Annotated in this window: 17 protein-coding genes; 6 read left to right on the top strand and 11 right to left on the bottom strand. The window is 48.1% G+C overall.

From position 1 onward, the window contains the following. Position 1: 1 nt before the first annotated feature. On the top strand, positions 2-589 hold the full coding sequence (locus QFZ48_RS00280; protein ID WP_429065433.1) for a chemotaxis protein CheB: 588 nt from the start codon (positions 2-4) through the stop codon (positions 587-589). After that, positions 586-1,692, top strand: a complete 1,107-nt coding sequence (locus QFZ48_RS00275; RefSeq protein ID WP_429046597.1) for a sensor histidine kinase — start codon at positions 586-588, stop codon at positions 1,690-1,692. The genes QFZ48_RS00280 and QFZ48_RS00275 overlap by 4 nt, the downstream gene beginning before the upstream one ends. Here the strand turns inward: QFZ48_RS00275 and QFZ48_RS00270 are convergent. Both QFZ48_RS00270 and QFZ48_RS00265 read right to left on the bottom strand, forming a co-directional pair. Beyond that, positions 1,686-2,531 (bottom strand): hypothetical protein, encoded by an 846-nt coding sequence (locus QFZ48_RS00270; RefSeq protein WP_370911293.1) that lies wholly within the window; start codon positions 2,529-2,531, stop codon positions 1,686-1,688. The genes QFZ48_RS00275 and QFZ48_RS00270 overlap by 7 nt on opposite strands. Positions 2,532-2,553: 22 nt before the next feature. Further along, complete coding sequence (locus QFZ48_RS00265) at positions 2,554-3,354, bottom strand: alpha/beta fold hydrolase (protein ID WP_429060577.1); 801 nt, start codon at positions 3,352-3,354, stop codon at positions 2,554-2,556. A 19-nt stretch (positions 3,355-3,373) separates the two neighbouring features. Here QFZ48_RS00265 and QFZ48_RS00260 point away from each other — a divergent pair, with 19 nt between their 5' ends. The 3 genes from QFZ48_RS00260 (at position 3,374) to QFZ48_RS00250 (ending at position 5,130) form a co-directional block, all read left to right on the top strand. Then, complete coding sequence (locus QFZ48_RS00260) at positions 3,374-3,532, top strand: hypothetical protein (protein WP_429046599.1); 159 nt, start codon at positions 3,374-3,376, stop codon at positions 3,530-3,532. 153 nt (positions 3,533-3,685) lie between these two features. Continuing rightward, the gene (locus QFZ48_RS00255; RefSeq protein WP_429046600.1) at positions 3,686-4,348 is read left to right on the top strand and encodes an HAD family hydrolase; all 663 of its coding nucleotides are present in this window, start codon (positions 3,686-3,688) and stop codon (positions 4,346-4,348) included. A gap of 77 nt (positions 4,349-4,425) precedes the next feature. Further along, entirely contained in the window at positions 4,426-5,130 is a 705-nt protein-coding gene (locus QFZ48_RS00250; RefSeq protein WP_370911295.1) for an NUDIX hydrolase, read from the top strand. Here the strand turns inward: QFZ48_RS00250 and QFZ48_RS00245 are convergent. From QFZ48_RS00245 to QFZ48_RS00210, 8 genes are all read right to left on the bottom strand, one after another. Beyond that, positions 5,122-7,872 (bottom strand): glycoside hydrolase family 2 TIM barrel-domain containing protein, encoded by a 2,751-nt coding sequence (locus QFZ48_RS00245; protein ID WP_429060575.1) that lies wholly within the window; start codon positions 7,870-7,872, stop codon positions 5,122-5,124. The genes QFZ48_RS00250 and QFZ48_RS00245 overlap by 9 nt on opposite strands. Positions 7,873-8,221: 349 nt before the next feature. Beyond that, entirely contained in the window at positions 8,222-10,051 is a 1,830-nt protein-coding gene (locus tag QFZ48_RS00240) for an alkaline phosphatase (protein WP_429060573.1), read from the bottom strand. 242 nt (positions 10,052-10,293) lie between these two features. After that, the gene (locus tag QFZ48_RS00235) at positions 10,294-10,839 is read right to left on the bottom strand and encodes an RBBP9/YdeN family alpha/beta hydrolase (RefSeq protein ID WP_429060571.1); all 546 of its coding nucleotides are present in this window, start codon (positions 10,837-10,839) and stop codon (positions 10,294-10,296) included. Positions 10,840-11,101: 262 nt separating this feature from the next. Continuing rightward, complete coding sequence (locus tag QFZ48_RS00230; RefSeq protein ID WP_429060569.1) at positions 11,102-11,860, bottom strand: hypothetical protein; 759 nt, start codon at positions 11,858-11,860, stop codon at positions 11,102-11,104. A 26-nt stretch (positions 11,861-11,886) separates the two neighbouring features. Further along, positions 11,887-13,446 carry a RagB/SusD family nutrient uptake outer membrane protein gene (locus tag QFZ48_RS00225; protein ID WP_370911300.1) on the bottom strand — a complete coding sequence of 520 codons (1,560 nt, stop codon included), beginning with the start codon at positions 13,444-13,446 and terminating at the stop codon, positions 11,887-11,889. Between the two features lie 12 nt (positions 13,447-13,458). After that, positions 13,459-16,587, bottom strand: a complete 3,129-nt coding sequence (locus tag QFZ48_RS00220; protein WP_429060567.1) for a SusC/RagA family TonB-linked outer membrane protein — start codon at positions 16,585-16,587, stop codon at positions 13,459-13,461. A gap of 70 nt (positions 16,588-16,657) precedes the next feature. Further along, a complete protein-coding gene (locus tag QFZ48_RS00215; RefSeq protein ID WP_429060565.1) occupies positions 16,658-19,504 on the bottom strand; it encodes a TIM-barrel domain-containing protein in 2,847 nt (948 codons plus the stop codon). A 486-nt stretch (positions 19,505-19,990) separates the two neighbouring features. Next, entirely contained in the window at positions 19,991-24,001 is a 4,011-nt protein-coding gene (locus tag QFZ48_RS00210; protein WP_429046613.1) for a two-component regulator propeller domain-containing protein, read from the bottom strand. Positions 24,002-24,457: 456 nt separating this feature from the next. Here QFZ48_RS00210 and QFZ48_RS00205 point away from each other — a divergent pair, with 456 nt between their 5' ends. Then, the gene (locus QFZ48_RS00205; protein ID WP_429046614.1) at positions 24,458-25,258 is read left to right on the top strand and encodes a hypothetical protein; all 801 of its coding nucleotides are present in this window, start codon (positions 24,458-24,460) and stop codon (positions 25,256-25,258) included. On the opposite strand, the gene queG is transcribed toward QFZ48_RS00205, so the two are convergent. Further along, positions 25,255-26,169: a tRNA epoxyqueuosine(34) reductase QueG gene (gene queG, locus QFZ48_RS00200; RefSeq protein ID WP_429046615.1), complete on the bottom strand. Its 915-nt coding sequence runs from the start codon at positions 26,167-26,169 to the stop codon at positions 25,255-25,257. The genes QFZ48_RS00205 and queG overlap by 4 nt on opposite strands. Positions 26,170-26,179: the final 10 nt, after the last annotated feature.

The raw sequence follows: 26,179 nt of genomic DNA, 5'->3' as shown, positions 1-26,179 counted from the left end.
GCTGACAACGCCCCATTCATACAGGATCCTTGTTATTGGCGGTTCTGCCGGCAGTATGACAGTGCTCACCAAATTGATCAAAGAGCTGCCAGCAACATTTCCTATGCCAGTGATGATCGTTATCCACCGTTTGAAAAATGTACAAAGTGAATTGGGTACCTTACTATCCGGGAAACAAAAAATTACAGAACCGGATGATAAAGAACTATTATTGCCGGGGCATATTTACCTGGCCCCGCAAAATTATCATTTTCTGATAGAAGCCGATGGAACTATTTCGCTGGACTATTCCGAACTGGTAAATTTCAGCCGGCCTGCTATAGATCTGAGCTTCGAGAGTGCGGCCCTTGCCTTTGGCAACGCCGCCGTGGGAATACTGCTTAGTGGCGCCAATAAAGACGGTGCAGCAGGACTTTGCCATATCGCCGCGTCCGGTGGCACGGCGATTGTACAGGATCCGCAGACCGCCGAGTTTAACACGATGCCCCAGGCTGCCCTGGATCTTTGCTCCGGTATTCAGACCATGTCCGTTAATGATATCATTCGTTACTTAAGAAATATTAGCACGAAAATAAACGTCGATAAATGAAGCAGCGTAAACCAAAAACATTCACCATACTGCTGGTAGATGATAAAGCAGAAAACCTCGTATCCCTGGAACATATGCTGGAAGGCGATAACAGAGAGATCTTAAAGGCTGATTCGGGTAATGAAGCATTGAAAACAGTACTCCGGCATGATGACATAGGTCTTATTATGCTGGACGTACAAATGCCGGATATGGATGGTTATGAAGTAGCCCGTCTCTTACAAACAAATCCTAAAACAAAAGACATCTCTATCATTTTTGTAACTGCCATCAATAAAGAGGAGCAATACGTAATGCGGGGCTTTGAAGAAGGAGCGGTAGATTACCTGTCGAAGCCCCTCGACGTAAATGTTACCCGCGCAAAAGTGAGTGTATTTGAAAAATTATACCGCTACCAATATGAGCTGAAAGAAGCCATGGCCGCAAAGGAAAAGATCAATAAACAGCTGGAGCGGTTTATGTATGTGGTGGCGCATGATCTGAAATCCCCGCTGTCGGGCGCTATTGGCTTGCTGGCGCTGATCAACGAAGATGAACGCATTCAGAATGCGCCCGACCTGAGTGAGTATATGAAAATAGTGCTGGGCGCTACCAATCACCTCACAGAAATGATTACGTCTATGCTGGATTATACCCGGCAAAGCGATATGGAGCAAACCATTGAAGAGGTGAACGTCCACGAACTGGTAACACAGTTATCAAAGCTGTTATTTCCACCTGCCAATATCCATATTGAAACGGTGGGCACCCTGCCGGTACTGGAAACCAATAAACTCAAGTTGCAGCAGGTATTTCAGAACCTGGTTTCCAACGCTATCAAGTATAACGACAAGAAGGACGGCGTCATTACCATTGGAGGAGCTGACAAAGGAGAGTTCTATGAGTTTTATGTAAAAGACAATGGTCCGGGGGTAGCTAAACGTGACACCGACCGTATCTTCAAACTATTTGAGCGGCTGGACAACGAAGGAAAAGAAGAAGGCACCGGTATCGGTCTTAATATTTTCAAATTGCTGGTAGAAGAACAGGGAGGTAAAGTATGGGTAGATTCCCAGCCGGGTGAAGGCAGCACTTTTTATTTTCTCTGGCGCCAGCGTTATTGATCACCGTTTTCAAAAATCCATAATCTTCCGCTGATCTGTTGCGTGGTAACCGGTAAACAGGATACCAGCAGTACCTTATTTTCCATTTGCCACCGCCAGTTGCTGATGGAATTTTCGGGGGAAGAAAACAGGTGCATCGCTTCCCTGTCAATAGCTTCCAGGTTCAATGTTTTGTTCCGCAGTTGCATCATGGCATCTGAAAGTACCGCGGGCAGTTGCTCTCCCGGGCCTGACAGGCCCAGCAGGGCAGCGCCTTCCTGGTTTACCCACCCGGAAAATCCGTCGTTGTTGATGAACACCAGCGCATGCGGAATAGTATGAAGGATAGCGGCAAACCGCACGGCTATACGTTGGAAATAGATCTGTTGCTGGGATTGCACCAGTATTTCTTTCAACCGTAACCGGATTGTTTCTATACACTCCAGGAAACCGGGTTCAAAGGAAGGTGGCTCACTCCATCCAAGAATAAGCAGGCTGTTATTGGGACTGGTATTTACCGGGATGATAATGGCAGATGACAGGGCCAGTAGTATTTCTTTAAATACATTCTCTTTTGGAGGCGGTATCTCGCGCCAGTAAATGGTTTTAAAGCCCTGTGTATACAGTAGTTTTTTGATGGGTTCAGGGTTCAGTACCATATCGTTCAGGTGAAGGGGAGAGGCACATTTCACCTTGGCTGTTTCTTCATCTTCAAATTCCAGTTGCAGCGCAATGTCTGCTTCCGTCAGGTTTTTTACCAGGGAGATGCTGAATGCGAGAAAGGAGGAGATATGTTTATCCTTATCCCATCTGCCGGTTTGATTAATAAAGTTTAAAGCTTTGTGCTCCCAGGTGCTCACAATATGAAATTGAAAAGATGAACTAAAGAAACGATTGTATGGCGGCTACTACTTCCATTGGCGCCGATATTTGGGGGAAATGCCCTTCTGTTTCCACTTTGGTCAGGCGGCTGTTGGGAATATTGGCTTCCAGGTACTCACTCACTACGGCCGGTACGGCAATATCGTTGGCGGTTTGCACTACCAGCACAGGCAGTGTTACTTTGGGTAGCTCCCCGCGGTAGTCCAGGTAAAAAATGGCTTTGGCTACCTGGATCGCAATATCCGGACGGATGTCATTCAGGGTTTTGGCAAAGGCGGCCGCTAATTCCGGTCTGTCTTCATTTCGCATAGCTACTTTTGAAAAGCCGGCAGCCCAGGCGTGATAGTTTGCTTCCATTGCTTCAAATAAACTCGTCAGCGTTGCATGATCAAACCCGCCGGTATAGCCGTCTTTCGGATCATTAAGATAGCGTGGACTGGAACCCAGCAGTACCAGCTTATCAATCATGCCGGGATAGTGGATGCTGGTGAGCATACCTGTCATACCACTTACCGAATGTCCCACAAAAGTCACCTGCCGCAAATCCAGTGCCTGGATAATATCGGCAACATCAGTAGCGTAGCCATTGATAGCCTCATAACGTTTGGGACTGTACGCTTTTATATCGGCCTTTCCGCCACCCACATTATCAAACAGCACAATTTTGTAATCATGTTCAAATGAGGGAATTACTTTTGAAAAAGAAGTTTGATCAATGCCAAATCCGTGAGCGAAAACCAGCGTCTGAGGGCTTTCCAGGTTACCGGTAACATGGATGTTGTTTCTTAGAATAATGTCCATACTACAATAATATTTGAAAATGATAACTATAGCTGCTGAAAAGACAGGTTATTTTGAGATGCCGGATTTGTCTGTTGGTGTATCAAATATAGGTAATTCCGCGGATTTTGTCTTTCTCGCTGATTACGCTGATTATACTGATTTTTGGATTTTACTTTTTGATTTTATAAAGGATTAAGGGATTTAAGCGGATATATTCGCTTTTATCTCCCTTAATTATTAAATCATAAAAAAATCAAAAAAGTAAAAATCCAAAAATCAGTATAATCAGTGTAATCAGCGAGAAAGACAAAATTCGCCCGTATCTTTGCGCCTTACAAAAAAAGGCATTATGACACAGCAGCAAAAAGCATTTCTGTTTGACCTTAACGGTACCATGATCAATGACATGGAGTATCACCTGGAAGGCTGGTACAACATGTTGAATAAGCTGGGCGCCAATCTTCCCCGGGAGATTGTAAGAAGCCACATGTACGGGAAGAATGAGGAACTGTTGGTGCGTGTTTTTGGGAAAGACCATTTTACAGCACAACAGATGGAGGAAATTGCCCATGAAAAAGAAGTATTGTACCAGGAAGCATTCAGGCCTCACCTTGAGCTGATTGCTGGCCTCCCGGCTTTCCTGGAAAAGGCTGCCGCTGCCGGTATCCCGATGGCAATAGGTTCTGCTGCCAATACTTTTAACATTAACTATGTGCTCGATAACCTGCATCTCCGGCATTACCTGAAGGCAATTGTCAGTGCAGATGACGTGGCTACCAGCAAGCCCAACCCGGAAGTATTCCTGAAATGTGCGCAGTTACTGGACGTGACACCGGCCGGTTGTATTGTGTTTGAGGATGCGCCCAAAGGTGTGGAGGCTGCTTTGAACGCCGGTATGGAGGCCATTGTGTTAACGACCATGCATACACGTGAAGAGTTTGCCGCTTACAATAATATCAGGGCTTTTGTGGCGGATTATACCGATCCTGTGTTGCAACAGCTGTTTAGATAAACAAGGAAAATTGTAATATAATTTCCTAATGTCAGCAGGGAACCATAAATTGCCGGGTTATATAAATAATTGCTGGTATGACACGTTATTCAGGGCAATCAAGGATGCTGGTGGCAGTCGATTGCATCATTTTCGGTTTTGACGGGGAGGCGCTGAAGCTGCTGCTGATCAAGCGCGGATTTGAACCGCAAAAGAATAAATGGAGCCTGATGGGCGGATTTGTGCAGGCCGACGAAAGCTTTGAAGCCGCCGCTGCAAGGATTTTGAAGAAGCTCACCGGCCTGGAAGGGGTATACATGGAACAGCTGTTTGCCTTCGGTGACCCGGCCCGTGACCCGGTAGAACGCACGGTTTCTATCACCTACTTTGCCCTCATTGATATCAATCAATACAAACTGCAGATCAATGACGAGTACCATGCAGAATGGATTTCGCTTGATAAGCTGCCCGATCTCATCTTCGACCATACCGGAATGGTGAAGATGGCCCAGGAGAAACTCCGCTATAAGGCCGCCATACACCCCATCCTTTTTGAACTGCTGCCACTGAAGTTTACCATTCCCCAGTTACAGCTGCTGTATGAAGCGGTGTATGACGTTACTTTCGATAAACGTAACTTCAGCCGTAAGGTCTTGTCTACCGGCCTGCTGATCAAACAAAAAGATAAAGACCGGCTCAGCTCCAAGCGGGGCGCCTTCTATTTCAAGCTGGATAAACGTAAGTACAACGCCAAGTTCAATGCTTTCCTCAATTTTGTAACAGATCCCGGCAACTTACGGTAAGCCGATCCAGAGAGTGCCTTTCACCGGCGTATAGTTCAGCATCATATTATCCTGGCTTTCAGGTCCCATCTGTGCGGCATCCTGGAATTTGGTGCCTATGGGCGCAATGGCGCTCAGGAAACCGATATCCCCGTCGGGGAACGCCGGCGTAGTATTGTTGTTAGCGGCTCCCTTTGGCGCCTGCGGATGAAATACCTGTAAAAACGTACCCTCGTTACCGGTATAAAAGGTAAATGGCTGCTCCTTCGTATGAAAGGTAGCCTGGTACACATTGGCATGGTAGCCTTTGAATTCGGGATACTCCCAGCTTTCCCCCGTCACCGTGTTATTATAGGCTTTATACCAGCTACCGAACAGCTGTCCCTGCAGCCTGTTTTTCCATACCCGGTATGGCCCTTCACCTGTCCACGACAGTCCCGTTACTTTTTCCTCCGGGTACCGGAACGTAATACCGCTGAAAGGCGTAGCGCCTTTGATACTGTAGCTGTAATCCAGTTGTACCGGGATGCCGGGTTTGAAAGTCCACTTTACCTGGAGGTAGCCATTGCCTTCATAACGGGCGATGATAAAATAACCACTGGAATCGGTACCCGGCCTGAACTCCTTCAGTTCCTGTGAAACGCCTGCCAGCACAGGCCCTCCGCTTAATGAAATCCTGCCTTTGGCAGTAACAATCTGCAGCAGTTGACCAGTTGTCCGGCTGAAATAATAAGTGCCGGTACCGTTATCTACGGCCAGTGTATCATGATCGGTTACAATATTCAGGCGGCCGTTTACCCCGGGAAACTGCCGTATAATGCGGGAAGGCGGTTGTAGTGGCCAGCTGCGGGTGAGGATATTGCGGCCGTAACCATCTTCTACGCTGACATATAATGCGTCTGCATCCTGCCAGCCGTTTGGAAGTGGCAGCTGCAGGAAGCCTTTGGTATGGGGCGCCAGATCCGGTGCTGCAATTGTGCCCGCGGCAATGGTGTCTGTTTGGTTATTTTTTCCGGGAGATGGAAACCGCAGCAGCTGCCACCTGAACCGGCACCTGGACAAAGGCGCATAGTCATAACGGTTCTCCACCGGTATACGGCCATCGAAGGCGGATGTAATAACGGGCAGGGATATATGTACAGGCGACCACAACTGCCGGATGGCATAGAAGCTGCCTTCCTTTTCGCGGTGGGGGCCTACTATGCCGTCGGGGGCGTGGTTACCGTCTGTATCGATGATGCCGTTTTTATCGGTGCGTACCAGTCCTTCGTCGCTGAATGCCCACAGGAAACCGCCGGCGCCACGGGGATGTTGTAGTATACGATCCCAGAAATCGTTCAGGCCCGCACCCATGCCGCCATCGTAAAGGCCATGCATAAATTCGGTAGGCAGGTAAATGTCCTGGTCGTACAGGCTGGAGTTAACGAGGTAGTTGAAGTTGGGATAATGTTTGGTGTCCACGCCATTGTATCTTTCCCACGGATGCAGTACGGGACGGAGCTGTGGATCGTACAGGTGATAGTCGCCATCCAGCGCGCGGTTAAACCCGCCTTCATTGCCATTGTCCCATGCAATAATAGAAGGATGGTTAACATCCCGCTCCACCAGTTCTCTTACAAGTTTGTGTCCTACTACGGTGTCGTAGGCGGCCTGCCAGCCGGTAAGTTCATCCAGTACAAATAAACCCAGCGAATCGCATACATCCAGGAAGTGTTCATCCGGCGGGTAGTGCGACATCCGCACGGCGTTCATGTTCATGTCTTTCATGAGGTTCACGTCCAGTATGCTGATCTCTTTACTGAGCGTGCGTCCTGTTTCCGGCCAGGCGCTGTGGCGGTTTACGCCTTTCAGTATTACTTTGGTATCATTTACGTATATGCCATCCCGTGGTCTTATTTCAATGGTTCTGAAACCAAAGGGTTGGGTGATACGGTGTATGGTCCGGTTATCTTTTTTAATTGCTACTACTGCCAGGTAGCGTTGGGGAAACTCTGCACTCCAGGTAGCGGGATGGTCGAGTTGTTGCTGCAACGTATAGGCGGCAGGGTGGGTGGCTGCGGCAGGTATGGTCACTGCCTGCTGAACGGCCTGGCCAGCCAGGGTGGTCACCTGCGCGCTGAGAGAGTATCCTTCCGGCAATGGGGTAGTGAAAGCCTGCACGGAGAAATGGCCTTTGGCGGTGGCATCAATGGCCACGTGATCAATATGGATCAATGGCTTCACTTCCAGGAAAACAGGCCGGTAAATACCGCCCAGCACCCAGAAATCGCCATTCCGTTCTGCCCGGTTTACGCCTGCATTCGCCGACATTTTGCTCACCTTTACTTCCAGAAGATTGCTGCCGTTACGCAGCAGTTTACTGATATCATACCGGAACCGGTAAAAGCCGCCCTGGTGAATTTCACCGGCCAGGCGCCCGTTGATTTTTACTTCGGCATCGGTCATCACGCCATCAAATACAATATTCACCTGCCGTTCGCGCCAGTTGTCCGGTGCGGAGAAACGGTAGCGGTAAAGCCCTTCTTCACTGGCTTTTTCTTTATCATGGCCATAGTTATAGCTGCCAAACCCCTGCTGTTCCCAGTTGGATGGAACGGGAATCGTTGTCCATTTGCCACTGCGTTGTCCGCCGGAACAATGAAAGTCCCAGTTAACAGTATGATCTTTATCGGTGCCTGAAAGATAGATGTACCGGGTTTCCTGGGCAAACGCTGCATGCAGGCACAACACACCTGTAAGCAGCAATAGGATTCTTGCTAACATGTCGGGAATTTTAAAATGCCTTTAAATGTACAAAAAAGAAACGCGGAGTTGGAGCGGTTTTTTCGCGGTGCGCCTTTGGCGCTTTTAAATTGTCTTGGAGCAGGATTACGCTGATTAACCGTGATTACGCTGATTTTGATTCTGTTTTGATTTTATATCTGATTTTATATTTGATTTTATAAAGGATTAGAGAAGATATAAGCGGATATATTCGCTTATATCTTCTCTAATCCTTTATAAAATCAAAAAAATAAAATCAAAACAGAATCAAAATCAGCGTAATCACGGTTAATCAGCGTAATCCTGCTCCAAGACAATTTAAAAGCGCCGAAGGCGCTCCTCCGCTGCATTATTTACCGAAGCATCTGAGCATCTTGTGAAAGATCTCGTTGTTTTCGTAAACGCCGCGGAACAGGTTGGAGTTGGGTCCGTAGGCGAATACCATTACCGGGATACCGGTGTGGTCGTTGGTGGCAAAATGACCGCGTAAGGAGCCTTTGGCGATATCGCCATCCATCAGGGCGAGGCCGCCGGTTTCATGGTCAGCGGTAACAATTACGGTGGTTTGCTTGTCCTGGTCAGCAAAGCGGAGGGCTTCTCCTACTGCTTCATCGAAGTCGAGCATTTCACGGACCAGGTAGTCCAGGTCGTTGAGGTGCCCGCCTTGATCTATCCGGGAACCTTCTACCATCAGGAAAAATCCTTTGCCGGAAGCATTCAGTTGCTGTAAGGCCTTTTTCAGTGCAGTTTTCAGGTAGTTGCCCCGCCCGTTGCGCATAGAGGTAACTACTTTACTGCTCAGAATCACGAGCGTACGGTTTTTCGTAGTGGCGTCCCAGTTATCCAGGTTGTCGTAGATGCGGATGCCGGAGGATGCCAGCTGCCGGCCGAAGTTTTTTTCCAGTTCTTCCCTTCCGCCGCCAACGGCCAGTTGCAGTTTGCTGCTAAGCAGTTGTTTTTCCAGCGTATAGGTGCTATCCCGGTCCGCGGTATGACCATAGAAAGAAGCAGGCGTGGCGCCGGTAATTTCTTCGGTGACGATAACACCACTCTGAATGCCTTTAGGCGCCAGTATTTCAGGGATCAGGGGTATAGATACGTAGGTATTGTCGAGCCCGATAGCGCGGTTATGTGTTTTAGTGCCGGCGCCCATGGCGGAGCCACCAGCAGCGGAGTCGGTGTGGTAGTTGTCGGTCGATTGGGTTTTGGATAAGCCGAGTTGCCTCATCTGGAATATGTTCAGTGCGCCTTTATTGGCAGTATAGCCGGAAAACATTTCCGCCAGGCCGGTGCCATCGCCAATCAGCAGGATCACGTTTTTAGACCGCACCTGTGTGGCATCAGATGCAAAGGAAGGGATATACACTTCATGTACCGGCATATTGGAAGCGGTGGTACGGGTTGTGTTGTGCATTACATCATACAATTCCTCCGGGTGGTCTGTTCCGATCCAGTCGGCGCCGAGGTCCATTAGTTTGTAATAGGTGGACCGGGTGGAGGGCGCGCCCCAGAAGCGGAAGGCATATCCCTGCTGATGCGCTTTATTGATGACGGCGGTTACTTTCTGCATTTCCGCCGGTACCAGTGTCCCTTTGCCGTTCCAGGTGCTGTAAGCGTGAAAATCCACGCTCAGCATGGCAATGCGTGGCTGTAACGCTGCCGGATATACGCTATCTGGCCGGCCGTCAAAAAAGAAGATAGGATCATATTTGTCCCATTCTGTCATCGGCGGCAGGTTGCCGGATATCACCAGTTTTACGGCAGCAGGGTTTGTGTTGCGATCAAAATACTTGCGGTAGGGAAGGAGCAGTTCCTGTAATGCCTGTAAGGTAGGCGTGCCTGCTGTTTTCAGGTCTATCAGCAGCTGCATGGGGGCATTGCCGGCATAGGGTTTACCGTTGTAAAGAGAAAACTGCCGGAGCACAGGCTGCAGGTACATTTCCTTAAAGGTGCGGAACGGTTCTATGGCGCTGGCATTATGTGCCACGTATAAAATACCGTCCTTCAGGTGTATATCTGCTTCAATAGAACCAAACTGCAGGGAAGCCGCTGCGTAAAAAGGAGTGGCCCGCTCATAATCATTATGAGAGTGCGCCTGCGCCATTGTATACTGCTTTATTTGTGCGGATGCCCCGGTAACCATCATTACACCGGATAAAATGAACAGTGCTTTTTTCATTGTATAATAAAAGGTAGTTTTAAAGATTCAGCGGGCAAAGGTGGTATAATCCTGTTAGCCGGCGGCGCTGCCGTGTTTATCTTTATGTTAATTATCTATTTAAAAAAATCGATTTAGTTAAGACTTCCGGCAACAACATATCCTATTCAGATCTCAAAAAAAAGGTGGAAAAGTGGAATGAAAAGTGAAATTACAGGTTAAGCGTTGCGGCAGCGAATAGCGTAATACCGGCGGTAACAACATTAAAGGGTTGGCCAGTTCTGTACCAGTTCCTTCAGCTGGTTCTGTCCTTCGGGCCATTCTCCCAGCCCGGATTCGCTGTTAATATGTCCTTTGGCGCCTGCATTTACAAAGCGGCTTCCCCAGTGACGGGCAAAAAATGCAGCTCTTTCCAGGGAACAGAATGGATCATTGGTGCTGGCCACAATAATAGTTTCAAACGGCAACTTCACCAATGGAACAGGAGAGAAGCCGGTTGCCTCAGCAGGGAATCCCGGTCGTTCTGCATCTGCCGGCGCCACCAGCAATGCGCCCCGGATCTTCCTGTTTGTTTGCCCCGCCCAGTGTGCCAGTGCAATACAAGCCAGGCTGTGCGCAGCGATGACTACCTGCGGCCCGGCCTCTGCTACGGCCTTCTCTATCTGCGCTACCCAATTGGCACAAACCGGCGCATTCCAATCTGTTTGCTCAATCCGCTTTGTTCCGGGTATAGATTGTTCCCATAATGTTTGCCAGTGTAATTTTCCGGAGCTACCCAGCCCCGGCGCGGTCAGAACTTTTATTTCCATGACATAGAGGCGTTGTGTCTTGAAAGATAGTAAAAAGAATCACCAAATACGAATTAAGTGATCCGCAGAAAAGTAGTATATACCCAAAAAAATAGCCGGAGCTGAAAAGCACCGGCAACAGGTAACAACCAAAACAGCATTGATTAATACTGAGTATTTTAATTATTTGTGATATATGTGATACGCTTTTATCATCTCCATAAAATAATTGTTAAAAAAAGCCCGGCAGGGAAATTCCCGCCGGGGGCCATAATGTGGATTTTTAAAATACAAAACCTTTGCGCTTGAACATCCAGATATTACGCCAGCCATCGCCTTGCTGTACCAGCGTCATTTCATTAGCGTTCAGCTTAATAATATTGTAGGCCACGTTGTTTCCCCAACTGATATCAGCGCCATTGATCTTGATCTTCTGCGCTAAAGTATCCAGCGTAAACGACCCTTTAGTGGTAACACCTTTATGCGTGATGGAAAAATTTGCGTTCTTATTGAGATCAAATGTCATCTCATCATCCAGCACACCCTGGGTTTGCAGCCCTGCTTTTCCTACAGTCCACCATGCCGGCCTTTCGGTATCACCAGGACCATTACCAAAACAATAACCACCCGGAACATCGATGGCCCATACCCAGGTTTTACCGTCGGCGCTATTGGTGAGTAAATTATACAGCTTGCTGGCGAAGAACTTCGGATCGTTTGCACTCACGGTAACTTTTACAGAATTTGTTTTAGGACCACCTGTGCCATAAGCCGAGTATTTAACAAAAAAGTCGCCCGCAAAAGGCAGGATCACTACCGCCTTCGCTTCTTTGGTAGTACCAAAACCATAGTCCCAGAATGGAATCACATCTTTCGTTTTGCTTTCCAGCGTTACCTGGTTATCGTAATCCGGGTTTTGTGTGACAGAAAAATCCAGTTTAATACCGGCAGGATCTGCCGGGGTGATCCTGTCTTCGTAAGGACTGCACGCATAAAACAATGCAGTAATTAATCCGAGAAAATATATATGCAGACGTTTCATTTTTGTAGTTTTTAAAGTGGACAATATCACCAGCCGGTGTTTTGTTTGAGCGTACCGTTTGATAAATTGATCTGTGTTTCAGGAATAGAAAACAAACCATTTGTTTCCGGACGGAAGCTTACGTTGAAAGCCGCCTGGGAAGAAGCATTGTCTATTGCCTGTTTAGCTGCAGGCATTCCCTGCCTCAGCAGGTCCCAGTAGCGGTGCCCTTCCAAAGCCAGTTCCAGCTTGCGTTCCTGCATGATCTGTGCTTTACTGCTCAGTGTAATGCGATGCGTTTGATCACCAAATGCACGGTCGCGCACCCGGTCGATATAACCCTGTGCCTTGCCTGCATTCGCCGTGAGATTTAACTCTGCCCCCATCAGCAACACATCTGCAAAACGGATCACCATATAGTTATCGAAATTGTCCCACTGGAAACTACCACCCAGGTCATCTGCATTTTTATCTTTCAGCGGCGTATATTTTTTTATGAAGAAGCCGGTGTATTGCGCCTGGTCATCCAGCTTATAACTATCTGCAAATCCTTCTCCGGCAATAGAAATAATGGAAGCTGTTTGCCTGCTGTCGCCCGGAGCATAGGAATGAAAGAGCGCTTCATTCACAGTAGCACCGCCCCATCCTTTGTAGTAAGGTCCCAGCACCTGCGAGCGGATGCCGATCATCACCTGCATACGGTTTCCGTTCTGCTGGTTCTGGTCGCCCATACCGAGGTAAGTATATTGAATGGTAAACACGCCTTCTGCGTTATTCTGCCCGGCATAGTCAGTGGTGCTTTCAGCGGAAGCACGGAACAGGTTCCGGTATTTTGGAACAAGACTGTACCCGCTGTTGTTGATCACATCTTCAATGGCGGCAATAGCATCTGCCTGTGAAAATACGCCGGCAATATCAGGTTTGCTGTAGTAGCCGGTATAATACAGGAATACCCTGCCCAGCAAGGCTTCAGCAGCCCATTTGGTAACCCTGCCATATTCGCCCGAAGGGATGCTGGCAAAAGGCGTAGCCGGAATATTCGCTGCGGCTACTTTCAGATCATTGGCAATCAGCATGTATACACTGTCCGGATTGGCCTGCGGGATGCTGTAATTACCAGGTTCCAGTGGCGCTGTGATCAATGGCACATGACCAAACATCCGCACCAGGTCGAAGTAAAAGTAAGCCCGCAGAAAATGAGCTTCACCTATGTAACGGTTTTTTGTAGCATCATCTCCTTTAAAGTCTACCGTTTCAATTTTCTGGATCAGTTTATTGGCGCGGTAAATACCAGTGTAGTATTTCTTCCAGGCAGCGCTGTTGAGATCATTCATTTTAATGCTCTTGTCCCACTGGTTCCATCCGTTGTCGGAAGCGCCACCGCCGCCAAAGCAATCGTCGGATGCAATTTCTGACGTCAGCGCAATATTGCCGTAACCATCCCAGTTTAACACACTGTACGCGGAAACCAGTCCCTGGTAAGCATCTCCCGGTGTTTTATAAAAATCTTCCTCTGTAATGGTATTGATGGGCAATGTTTCCAGGAAACTTTTGGAACAGGAACTCATTAACCCCGTTATGATGATAGCTGCTATTATTTTCTTCATGATTGCCGGAGTTTAAAATTTAACATTAAGACCGAATAAAACAGTTCTTGGCTGTGGAAAATAACCGAGGTCAGTACCAGACGACCAGCTGTCGATTCCATAACCTACTTCAGGATCTAACCCACGGTAATGGGTAAACGTAAATACATTCAATCCGGATACATACAACCGGAGCTGCTGAACCGGTAAACGTTTCAGTAAAGTTTTCTTAAGATCGTATCCAAAGTTGATGCTCTTTACACGCATGAAAGCGCCATTGTGTACATACAGGTCAGAGAAACGGGTGTAGTTCTGGTTGGCCTCATTACCCAGTGTTACACGGGGCGTGCTGTTGGACGTTCCTTCACCATGCCAGCGGTCGAAAACAGCCGTGGTATAGTTGTTATAAAAACGGTCGTAAGCCCTGGTACCATCCACAATGTCATTGCCACCCACACCGCTGAGCAATACACTCAGGTCAAATCCTCTCCAGCCTGCCGACAGAGAGATACCATACGTTTGTGTAGGATTGGGATCACCCACCTTTGTTTTATCATCACCATTGATGACGCCGTCGCCGTTCAGATCTACGAAACGGGCATCGCCGGGTTGTGCGCCTGGCTGTATTTTCTGGCCGCTTTTGCTGGTGTAACCATCAATTTCTGCCTGGTTCTGGAAGATACCGGCTGTTTTCAGGCCATAGAAATAGCCGATAGGCATTCCGTTCTGTGCACGGAAGTATTCATCCATGTTGGACGACAGTACGCCGTTGCAAGAAGGATGCAATACACCTTCCTGGTTTGGAATATCTATCACGGTATTTTTATTGAAAGCAATGTTGCCGCCGATACCAATGTTTACTTCTCCAAATGTGTGGTTATAATTAATACCAAGTTCAATACCCTTGTTCTGAATATTACCGCCGTTGATGGTAGGTGCGCCGGTACCCACCAAATCGGGGATAGGAGCGGTTACCAGCCAGTCGCGGGTATTTTTCTGATACCAGTCGAATGTAACGGTTACGTCTTTGAACAATGTTGCGTCAAATCCGAGATCAATTTGTTCGGATGCTTCCCAATGCAAATCAGGATTGGGTATTTTATCAGGAGACGCGCCGATCGCTTTTTGTCCGTTGAAATAATAATCGCGGTAGGTGGAGTTGATGGTGGCCAGGTACCTGAAGTCATCAATCCTGTCACTACCATTTTGTCCCCATCCGCCGCGGATCTTCAGGAAGTTAATCCAGCTGCTGTTTTTGAGGAACGATTCGTTGGTAACGATCCATCCTGCAGAGAAAGCGGGGAAGTAGCCATAGCGGTTGTTGGAGCCAAACTTCGTGGAACCATCCCGGCGAAGCGTGGCGGTAAGCAGGTACTTATCGTCGTAGCTGTAAAACACCCTGCCAAAGTAAGATTGCAGTGCATTCATGCTTCTTGTGCCGAATACTTTACGGGTGGAATCATTCCTGCCGTTATCAATAATAGCGTGATCAAAGTCGGCGATGATCAGGTCTGTTTTACTGCCGCTTACATTATAGCCTTCGTATTTTTTGGCGGTAGTACCCACCATTACGTTCAGGTTATGTTTGCCGGCAGTGAGTTGGTAGGTGAGGGTGTTATCCCAGTTCCAGGTAAGGTTGCGGTACATACCCTGACTGGCAAAAGAATGTTCGTTGCTGTTATTGGTTCCCAGGTTATATACGGGAATAAAAGCATTGTTGTAGTTATAAGAGATATCCGCGCCAAAATCTGTACGGAAGGTCAATCCTTTAGCCAGGATAGCTTCCGCATAGATGTTACCGATGATCCTGTCGGTAATGGTTTGATTATTTTGTGTATAATCAATGGAACCGATCGGATTGGGTTCATCCGCATAAGGCGATTTGCCATAGCTGCCATCCGCATTATACACCGGGTAAATGGGAGTGGCGTTTAATAAACCACGGATAGAGTTATTGTAGATATTACCTGTACCGATACCCCGCTGGCGTGTATGCGCAAACGTGAGGTTTTCTCCTGTTTTGATCAGGTCTTTGTACAGTTTGTGTTCTGAATTGATCCTGAAAGAAGTTCTTTCAAAATTAGACCTGCCGGGAAGCCCCATCACGCCTTGCTGTCCCTGGAAGGAAAAGGACGAAGAGAAAACGGACTTTTCATTACCGCCGGAAAGACTCAGGCTATAATTTTGTATGGGTGCATTTTTATTGGTAGCTGCTTTCTGCCAGTCGGGGCCTGTACCCAGTTTCGCAATGGAGTCTGGTGTATAGATAGGCACAGAGCCGGAGTTGATGGATGCCTCATTCATAATGTTGGCGTACTGCTGCGCATTGAGGAGGTCCAGCTTGCGGGCAGGATTCTGCAATCCGTAGGAGGCGTCGAAGCTGACATTCATTTTACCGGCGCGGCCTTTTTTGGTGGTGATCATTACGATACCATTCGCCGCGCGGGTTCCATAAATGGCAGTGGAGGCGGCATCTTTCAGCACATCTACGCTGGCAATGTCATTTGGATTGAGGAAGCTGATATCATCCGCCGGAAAACCGTCAATGATGAAAAGCGGGCGGGAATCGCCATTGGTGCCGATACCACGGATGGTGAATTTCAGCGCGTCACCGGGTTGACCGGAGTTGGAAGTTACCTGCACACCGGGGGCCTGTCCCTGTAAAGATTGCTCCACGCTGATGGCGTGGTTTTTTATCAGGTCATCATTATTTAAATGCACAGTAGCGCCGGTCACCACTTTTTTCTTTTGCACGCCATAACCTACTACCACCAGTTCATCCAGTCCTGTAGCCGCCGATTCCAGGCGTATCGTCATCGGGCTGCCCGTTTGAACGGGTACTTCCAGTTTGTTATAGCCTACCAGCGACACTACGAGTATTTCTCCCGCATCTGCCTGCAGGGTGAAAGTGCCGTTTACATTTGTTACGGTGCCCCTGTTGGTTCCTTTTACAATGATATTAACGCCGGGCAGGGGGGCACCATCTTTGGTGTCGGTTACCTTGCCCGTGATTGCTTGTTTTACAGGTTGCGTATATGCCTTCCCGTTATTGGCGGCTGCATGCAGTGCCGGAGGCGCTGCTGTAGCCAAACTGCATACAGCAAACGTCTTTAGAACGGTTTGCCGCGGAAAATAATAGCTGATTGTGTACCAGATTTTCATGTTTAACGTGTTTTATTTAGGCAAAGGAGGTTGAATAATGTTTAAATGTTTTTAGAAGAAGTGGTCCAGGTCAGATGGCCCGGACCGTTTTTGCTATTCCATTATATGTTATCATTTTACCTGTCTTATTGCTGATATCCGGTCCTGCGGCGGTTTGTTTACCTACAAACGTTACCAGGAAGTGCCTTTGCTGCAGCATACCCGGAAAACGGCCTTCCCGTTGTCCTATCGTCAGTGTTTGCGCTGCTTCATTCCATTTAAAGGAAATGTTGCTGAAAACGCCTTTCTCATATTGATAGTTATTATTTTCATCTTCATACAAAGTAAATTCCCCGTCTTTCCCGGTATACACATACAGGTGTATGGTATCTGCCTTGCGCTCATTGGTGTATTGCAGTGCAGGGCCTACCGGCAGGATAGCGCCTTCTTTTACATACAAAGGCATCCGCTGCAAAGGCGCTGCTGCGGTAATATGCTGACCACCTGTTTCATATTTTCCTGTGTAGAAATCATACCAGCCGTTGCCTGCAGGCAGGTACAGTTCCCGGCTGCGGGCATGGTACTCGGTTACAGGGTTTACCAGCAGTGAAGGACCAAACATATACTGGTCGCGGATATTCAGCACTGCTGTATCCTGGCCGTAGTCCATCACCAGGCCACGCATCATCGTATAGTTGTGGTGGTAAGTATTGCCAGCTACGGAGTAGATGTAAGGCAGCAGGCGGTAACGCAGCTGGTCGTAGTATAACATCGACTGGTACGCTATACTGCTGTCGGGCGCGATGTTGAACATTTCGCGGTAAGGATATTGGCCGTGTGAACGGAACAGCGGACAGAAAGCGCCATATTGGAACCACCTGGTATTGAGTTCTCTCCATTCTTCCAGTGCAGGACCCTGTGGGTTGGGCTGATCGTATTTATCTTCCACAAAGAAACCGCCGATATCTGTAGTCCAGTAAGGTAAACCGGAAAGGCTGAAGTTTAGTCCGCCGGGGATTTGTCTTTTGAACTCTTCAAAGGTGGCGGCGATATCCCCACTCCAGGTGGCAGCAGCATAGCGTTGCAACCCTGCATAGGCGGAGCGGGTAAGGATAAATACACGTTGACCCGGCTTGGCCGCACGTTGCCCTTCATAAATACCTTGCGCATTTACCAGTGCATAGGTGTTGAAGTATTGGGTGGCTGATCCCAATGCGGTAGGATCCATCAGCTTTTTGCGTTCTTCAATAGAGGCATTGGACAGGATATCCGGCTCTGTGGCATCAAGCCACCATGCATCCACCCCCTTGGTGAGCAGATTCTTCTGCAACAGGCTCCAGAACAGTTTACGCGCTTCGGGGTTAAAGGCATCATAAAACGTAGATACATAACCGTTACCTATCCAGTCGCGTTGCTTATTTTTAATATTCTGTTTGTATAACCAGCCTTTGCTGTCGAAAAGTTTATAGTTGTCGATCCCTTCATAAAACTTCGGCCATACGGAGATCATGAAATTGGTATGGTATTGTTTGTGCAGGCGGCTGATCATGCCCACAGGATCGGGAAAACGGGCAGGATCAAACTGCTGGCTGCCCCATTCATCCTGTTTCCAGTAGCTCCAGTCCAGCACGATATTGTCCAGCGGGATTTTCCTTTTGCGGAACTCTGCTACGGTATTTTCAATCTCGTCCTGTGTTTTATACCGTTCCCGGCTTTGCCAGAAGCCCAGCGCCCAGCGCGGGATCATGGTGGCTTTGCCGGTTACCTGCCGGTAGCCGCTGATCACTTCATCCATATGCTGACCATACATGAAGTAGTAGTCAATTTTTTCACCTGCTTCTGAAGTCAGTTGCATTTTATCCGCACCTTCAACGGGAGTGGGAGGGAGGAATTTAAGAGAGATAAAGGACTGGGTTGTTTCCGGGATCCATTCTACTTTTACGGTAGTGGGTTGTCCCTTCTGAAGCAGATGCCGGAAAACGGAAGCGCCGGGGTTCCAGCTTTCCCGCCACCGGTCCAGTTTCAGCTGACCATTGATCCATACTTTGGTGTAACCGGAGGTGGTCATGAAGAATTTATACTCGCCGGTTTCATCTGCATTCACGGTGCCTTCCCAGGTTACTTTTCCTTTTACCATTGGAAAAGCTGCAGGCAGCGACGACAGGCGATCCAGGAACTCATAGTCAATTTTATCTTCCACCGCTTTTACATACACCGTATTATTATACCGGTCGCCATAGGTTGCACTGAATCCGGGTTTACCGTCGGCCGACGTTAAGTGTAATTCGGACATTTGTTTATAAGGACGGTTGTCGCCAAAACGGGTAACGGAATAATTATCCCATAAAATGCCATAGTTACGGTTAGATACTACAAAAGGTACGGCTGCTACGGAGTTATACTGTGTGAGATCTACGTCCTGGTTTTTGTAGTTCATTAAACCGGTCTGGTGTTGCCCCAGTCCATAGAACGCTTCATTGGCGGGCGATTCAAACACCTGCTGGATCCGGTATAATGATTTGTTGCCAATGGTAACCGGGGTAAAGCTTTTACCGCCACCGGGTTGTTCCTGTAATATAATGTTGCCGGCTTTATCGCGGAATACTACTTCTCCTGTATTCAGCGCCACTGTGGCGGTGATGCTGGCTGTTTTTAAAGTCACGGTTTCATTTCGTTCTTCCGAATCCCATTTAATACTATTACCCTGTGCATCTACCGCCATGAGACTGGGAGAGCCGGTGAAATGGTCGTCGGGGGTAGCGGTTACGTGGATCACCTTATCGGAAACCACTTGCAGCTTCACCTGCCGGGCGCCATTCGGGGCAGGATTTTTTAAATGAATCAACAGGCCATCAGACAGTTTTTCCACCTGCCCGGCATAACACCAGGAAGTGAGGAACGTCATAAGTACGATCGGTATCGCCCTCTTTATGTGCATATTTGAATGGATTTTTTTCGTCGGTTGAACGTGGTTGTTACAATTACGGATGTGGTATCCGCGAGCTATTTTTCAAAACGTGTTACTTCAAAACGTGTAAAAACAAATGTAAAGGGAGCTCCGGAATCAGAGGGGATGGGTATGTTTTAGATGTAGGGCGATTATGTTAACCGTTTGTAGCAGCGAGGTAATTAATTGATTCCGGTTAGGGCATTAAATGTTAACGTATGGAGAAGGAACAGGCTGGTTTTAAGGCTGTTATAAGAAGAAGAGGCCAATGAGCAAACCGGTGATCACGCAGTACAGCAGGATTTCAATCAGCAGATACAGGCGGTTGCTTCGTTTAAAGTTTTGCTTGAACATAGTCAGGTTTAATAGTCAGTCCACAAAATTATCCATTGCATCCCGTAGGCAGGGGGCGCATTTCGTTATTTAATAGGGCAAATTTGTTGTTTAGGCGAATGATGTAGGATTGTAGTAGTGGTATTATTTCTTCTTCCCATAAACGGAGGGGAGTACATTGTATTCCATCTTGAAATACTTTGTAAAGTATTTTGGGTTGTTGAATCCTACTTCATAAGCTACTTCGGCTACAGTAAGCTGGCTTTTTTCGAGCAGCTGGGCGGCCCGCTTTAAGCGGATGCCCCGGATAAATTCAATGGGCGACCGGCCGGTAAGGGCCAGGATCTTTTTATACACAGATACCCGGCTCATGAAAAGCGCCCTGCTCAGTTCTTCCACCGAGAAGTCGGGATTGGAGATATTCTTCTCTACAATTTGTAAAGCCTGCTGGATAAATTGTTCATCGGCAGATGAAATAGCTATTTCCCCCGGGTTGGCTTCTATATATTGCTGGAATGTTTTTCTGAGAGATGATTGCTGGGAGATAATGTTTTTGATCCGCGAAAGCAGCACCTCGAAGTTAAAAGGCTTAGTGATGTAATCGGATGCCCCGGTTTCCAGCGCTTCCAGTTGCTGGGCTTCTTCGGCCCTGGCCGTAAGCAATACAATGGGTAAGTGTGCCGTGCGTTGTTGTGCGCGCACCTTTTTACACAATTCCAATCCATCCATTTCCGGCATCGAAATATCGCTTACAATCAGGTGCGGGAGTGTTTGCTGCAGCAGTTTCCAGGCTGCAAGCCCGTTTTCGGCTTCTATGATCTGGAAGTACTGGGTAAGGTTATCTTTCAGGTAAAAACGGAAATCCTCGTTATCCTCTACCAGTAAAACCACCGGTTTTTTAGAGTTACTGTTCACGGTAGCGGCCGGTGTAACGGCGGTGGTAGTACGAATTGTTTCCTGTACAGCGCCGGGAACAGCAACAGCAGCCGTTTTAACCGGCAGGTATACAGTGAAGCAGCTGCCCATTTCAGGGGCGCTGTCTACCGTAATGCTGCCACCATGCAATTTCACAAACTCTTTAGTGATGGATAGCCCGATCCCGCTGCCCTGGTTTACCATAGATGCCGGTACTTCATGTTGAAAGAACCTTTCAAAGATATACTCCTGCTTCTCCGGTGGAATGCCAATACCATTATCTTTTACCGCAATTTCCAATTGCGCGGTTGTTTCCTGGTAGCTAACGTGAACGGATATACTGCCATTTTCAGGCGTAAACTTAAAGGCATTGGAAAGCAGGTTAAAGATGATCTTCTCTATTTTATCTGCGTCGTACAACATCTTCAGCTCCTGTACATTGCTCTGAAAGTTAAGCTGGATATGCTTTTTATCAGACAAGTCTGAAAATGACGAGGTGAGGTCTTTTACAAAACCGATGATATCGCCTTCCGCGGTATGGAGTTTTATTTCCTGGACTTCCATTTTACGGAAGTCGAGTAACTGGTTCACCAGGTTGAGTAAACGTCGTGCATTCCGCTGCATCAGTTCCAGCTGCACTTTTAAGGTACTTTCAGATGTTTGCCGGATAATCTTTTCCAGCGGGGTGATGATTAAGCTGAGCGGTGTTCTGAACTCATGGCTTACGTTGGTAAAGAAACGGATTTTCAGTGCATCCAGCTCATGCATGCGCGCGGCTTCCTGTGTTTGCTGCTCCATCCTGAACTTCAGTCTTTCCCGTTCCAGTATGATGCGGCGGGCCAGTAACAGGGCGCCCAGTATCAGCAACACATAACCCAGGAAGGCAGGCCAGGTTTTCCAGAAGGGGGGTAGTACTTTTATTTTCAGCGTAATCCCTTTTTCATTCCATACGCCGTCGTTATTGGAAGCCTTTACCCGGAAGGTATAATCCCCAGGGTCCAGGTTGGTAAAGGTGGCTTTCCTTTCCATACCGTCGGTATAGAGCCAGTCTTTATTAAATCCTTCCAGCATATAGGCATACCTGTTTTTCTCCGGGTGGAAATAATTCAGAGAGGCAAATTCAATGGAAAACACGTTTTCACCGGGTTTCAGGGTAATGCTTTGTGTTTCCGGGATAGCCGCTTTCAGCAATACCCGCCCGTTGATCTTTTCGCCCGGCAGTATACTTTTGTTAAATATCTGCAGATCCGTGAGCACTACCGGCGGAATATTGTTGTTCAGGGCAATGGCGTTGGGATAAAACAGGTTAAACCCGTTGCCGCCGCCAAAGATCAGTTCCCCGCGACTGGTTTTCAACGCGGCGTTTTCGTTGAAGTCTTTTCCCTGCAGGCCGTCGGATTCGTCATAATTTTTAAAGGTAAAGGCGTCCGGCCCGATCTTCATATTAGACAAACCATTGGGAGTACTCATCCACAAGCTGTGATCGTTGGCTTCAAGGATATTCAGGACAGAATTGTCCGGCAGACCGTCTTCTTTGCGAAGGGTGCGGAAGTTATTGTTTTTTGGACTGAACAGGTTCAGTCCTTCGCGGGTGCCTATCCATACGCGTTGCTGGCTGTCCTGGAAAATGCATACTACGTTATTATGACTCAGGCTGCCGTTTACACCGGGAACGTTGTTGTAATGTTTGAAAACGCCGGTGGCCAGGTGCAGCACATCGATACCATCGGAAGTGCCTATCCAGAGGTTTCCCTGGCGGTCTTCCAGCAGGGCGGAAACATACTTGGATTTTACCTGCGGGAAACGCTGGAACCGGCCGGTGGCAGGGTCCATCCGGTTAAGTCCCGCACCGAGGGTGCCGATCCACAGCTGGTGGCGGCTGTCTTCCAGTATTTCCCAGATGCTGTTATCGCTCACGCTGGTGCTGTCTGCCGGGTCATGTTTATAATGGATAAACCGGCTGCCGTCGAACCGGTCCAGGCCCCCAAAGTAGGTGCCTACCCATAGTTGTTTGTTGTGATCTATGCAGAGGCTTACAATTACATTGCCGGCGATGCTGTTGTTGTTACCGGCTTCGTGCCGGTATTGGGTAAATGTGTTGCGGCTGCGATCAAAGTAAATCAGGCCGCCGCCATTGGTGCCTATCCATAAATTGCCGGCCGCGTCTTCCACAAACCTGTTTACATCGTTATAGGGCAAACTGTTACGGCTATACGCCTGGTATTGATAGAGCGGGAATTTTACCATGTTCTCATGGTAGTAATTCAATCCTTTTTTGAAGGTCCCGATCCATATAATGCCGGTATTATCTTTATAAAGAGCATTAATACTGTTCTGGCTCAGGCTGCGTTCATCTTCGTTGATATTCTCAATATAACGGATGCTTTGTGCTTTCTTATTAATGATATTAATGCCGCCATGATCGGTACCTATCCATATTAACCCGTTATTGTCCGCAACCACGCCTCTTACAATGTTGTTGTTCAGCGCCAGGCCGGGGGTATTCTGATCAATATGCCGGAACTGTTGGGAGCGGATATCGAAAAAGTAAACGCCGTTGTCTTCATTGGTGCTGAACAACCACAGGTCGCCATCGGCATCCGCCACCATCGACCAGGTGGCGCCGGCAATATCTGGCCTGACGAGCGTGTTGTTGCGGTAGCCGATGCGGTGGCTGCGGGCGTCCATCCTTTCCAGCAGGCCATTGCTATGCAGCAGCCAGTAATGACCTGCTTCGCCGGGTAGCAGTGCCGATACGCTGTTGGTGCCAATGCTGCCACCATCACTGGTATGTGTAAACTGTTGCGCCCTGTTGCCGTTATCTACCAGGAAAATGCCTGCTGAAGGATGCAGGAACCAATATCCGCCGGACGGGTCTTTCACAATATCGGTAACCACGTTTCCGGAAAAGCCCCATTGACGCAGAATGTTTTCGGGGCGCCGGTTAAAACGGGTCGTTACAGGATCATAGATATTCATCCCCGAGCGGGTCCGGATCCAGAGCTGCTGCCCCGGGCCGGCCATGATTTTATTGATGTTATTGTCGGAAACAGAAGTGGTGTCGCGCAGATCATGCTGGTATACGGTGAAGTGATACCCGTCGAACCGGTTCAGTCCAGATACGGTACCAATCCACATGAAACCCATACTATCCCTGAAAACGCAGTTAACCTGGTTGTTGGACAGCCCCTGGTTGATATCAATCCGGTTGAATTGATAGGGCAGAGTTTGTCCCCGCATTACCGAAGTATGGAGGAATAACAAGATGAATATTAAGACCCGCTTCCGCATGTACACACGCCTTACCTGGTTGAAAAATTGTTGGTCTGACAATTAATAGAATTGCCCGGCAATATAACATAAAACGGATATAAAAAAAGAAAGGTCGAAAGAATTCGACCTTTATTGCTAAAATTCCACGTTATGGCACTCAGGTCCATAAAAAGTTAATCAGCTAAAATCCGGCATAGCCGGTATATGATAAATGATATTTTGCGGTTTGTTATGGGGTTTTGCGTTCACTTTACTACAAAAGTAGGTTAAGGTAAAACGATTGTCAAGAAATTAGCAAACATTATTTAAAAAAAAGTAAAAAACACCACAGGGCGATATTTTTTTCGCTGGCTGGATAATTTCACGCTTTGAGGGTTATAATCTTTGGAGATTATTGAGTACTTTTTTGCCAATATGAAAACCATGAAACGTATTACTTTATGTATGATGCTGCTGGGAGGAACGGGGTTGACCGCCTTCGCGCAGCAGTCGCCTGCAAAGGAACTCACCGTGACGCTGGATTATTATTACAATAATGAATTCAAAAAGGACAATGCCGGTAATCCGGTTAGGTGGCATTACATCTGGGGCGAAACAGACAACGGCGGCGTGTCGCTCTGGGGGCATATTTTCGACTCCCTCGGGGTGAAAAGGGATAGCCTGCTGCAGGCGCCCACGGCCGCCAACCTGAAACACACGGATATTTATATGATCATTGATCCGGACACGGACAAGGAATCGCCCACGCCCAACTATATGAACGAAAAGGACGCCCGTAGTATTTATAACTGGGTAAAGGCTGGCGGGGTGCTGGTATTGCTGGAGAACGATTCTGCCAACGCGGAATTTTCGCACTTTAACAAGCTGAGTGAAAAATTCGGGATCCATTTTAATGGCGACAGTCGCAACCGTGTAAAAGGCAAAAACTGGGAGCAGGGTACTTTCCGGATCCCGGCCGGACATGAAATATTCCAGGCTGGCCGGCAGGTGTATATCAAGGAATTATCCACTTTGACCTTGAAAGCCCCTGCGCGAGCGGTTTACAAGGATGGTGAATATGTTGTTATGGCAGTAGCTGAAGTGGGAAAAGGCAAGGTTTTCGCCGTTGGCGACCCCTGGTTTTATAACGAATATGTGGACGGAAAGAAGCTGCCGGCATCTTTCCAAAACTATGAAGCAGCAACAGACCTGACCCAATGGCTGATTAAAGCCACCAGTCGCTAGGTGTTCAGGAAGTTGATATTTCTCCTGATACCGGCAAACTTACTGCGTTTGAGAGGAGAATGACGGAAGATGTCTTTAAAAGCTTCTTCTGTCAGCTCCTCCCAATCGCGGGTAGAAAAGTTCAGGATCGCCGGCACAGGTGTAAACGCCGCTTCCTGGTTGGCTTTGGAGAAGCGGTTCCAGGGACAAACGTCCTGGCAGGTATCGCAGCCAAACATCCAGTTATCAAATTGTCCCTTCATTTTATCGGGGATCAGTTGTTCTTTCAGCTCTATGGTAAAGTAAGAAATACATTTACTGCCATCCACTACACCCGGCGCTACCAGCGCTTCCGTAGGACAGGCATCCAGGCAGCGGGTACACGAGCCGCAGTAATCGGCCACCGGACCGTCGTATTCCAGTTCGATGTCGGTAATCAGGGTCGCTATAAAAAAGAAGGAACCGGCCTGTTTATGGATCAGGTTCCCGTTTTTGCCGATCCAGCCTAATCCGCTGCGGGTGGCCCAGGCGCGTTCCAGCACGGGGGCGGAGTCCACAAATCCCCGGCCCTGAACGGGACCTATCCGCTCCTGCATCCGCAGCAACATCGTTTTGAGCCGCGCCCGGATCACCTCATGATAATCCTGGCCGTAAGCATATTTGGAGATGCGCGGGGCGTCGGCACGCTGCTGTTCGGAAGGGAAGTAGTTAAACAACAAGGTGATCACCGACTGCGCGCCGTCGACCAGCTTACGGGGATCTATCCTTTTGTCGAAATGATGCTCCATATACTGCATGTTACCATGCATGCCTTTATTCAGCCAGGTTTCCAGCCGGCGGGCATCGTCGTCCAGCTGCACTGCCTTCGCAATGCCGCAATGGTCAAATCCTAACTCTTTTGCCAGCTCTTTTATGAATAAAGTGTGGGTCATCCGGGCAAAA

This window comes from Chitinophaga sp. W2I13 (genome assembly GCF_050434005.1).
Classification (GTDB): Bacteria; Bacteroidota; Bacteroidia; order Chitinophagales; family Chitinophagaceae; genus Chitinophaga.
This window is presented reverse-complemented; position numbering and strand designations above follow the sequence as displayed.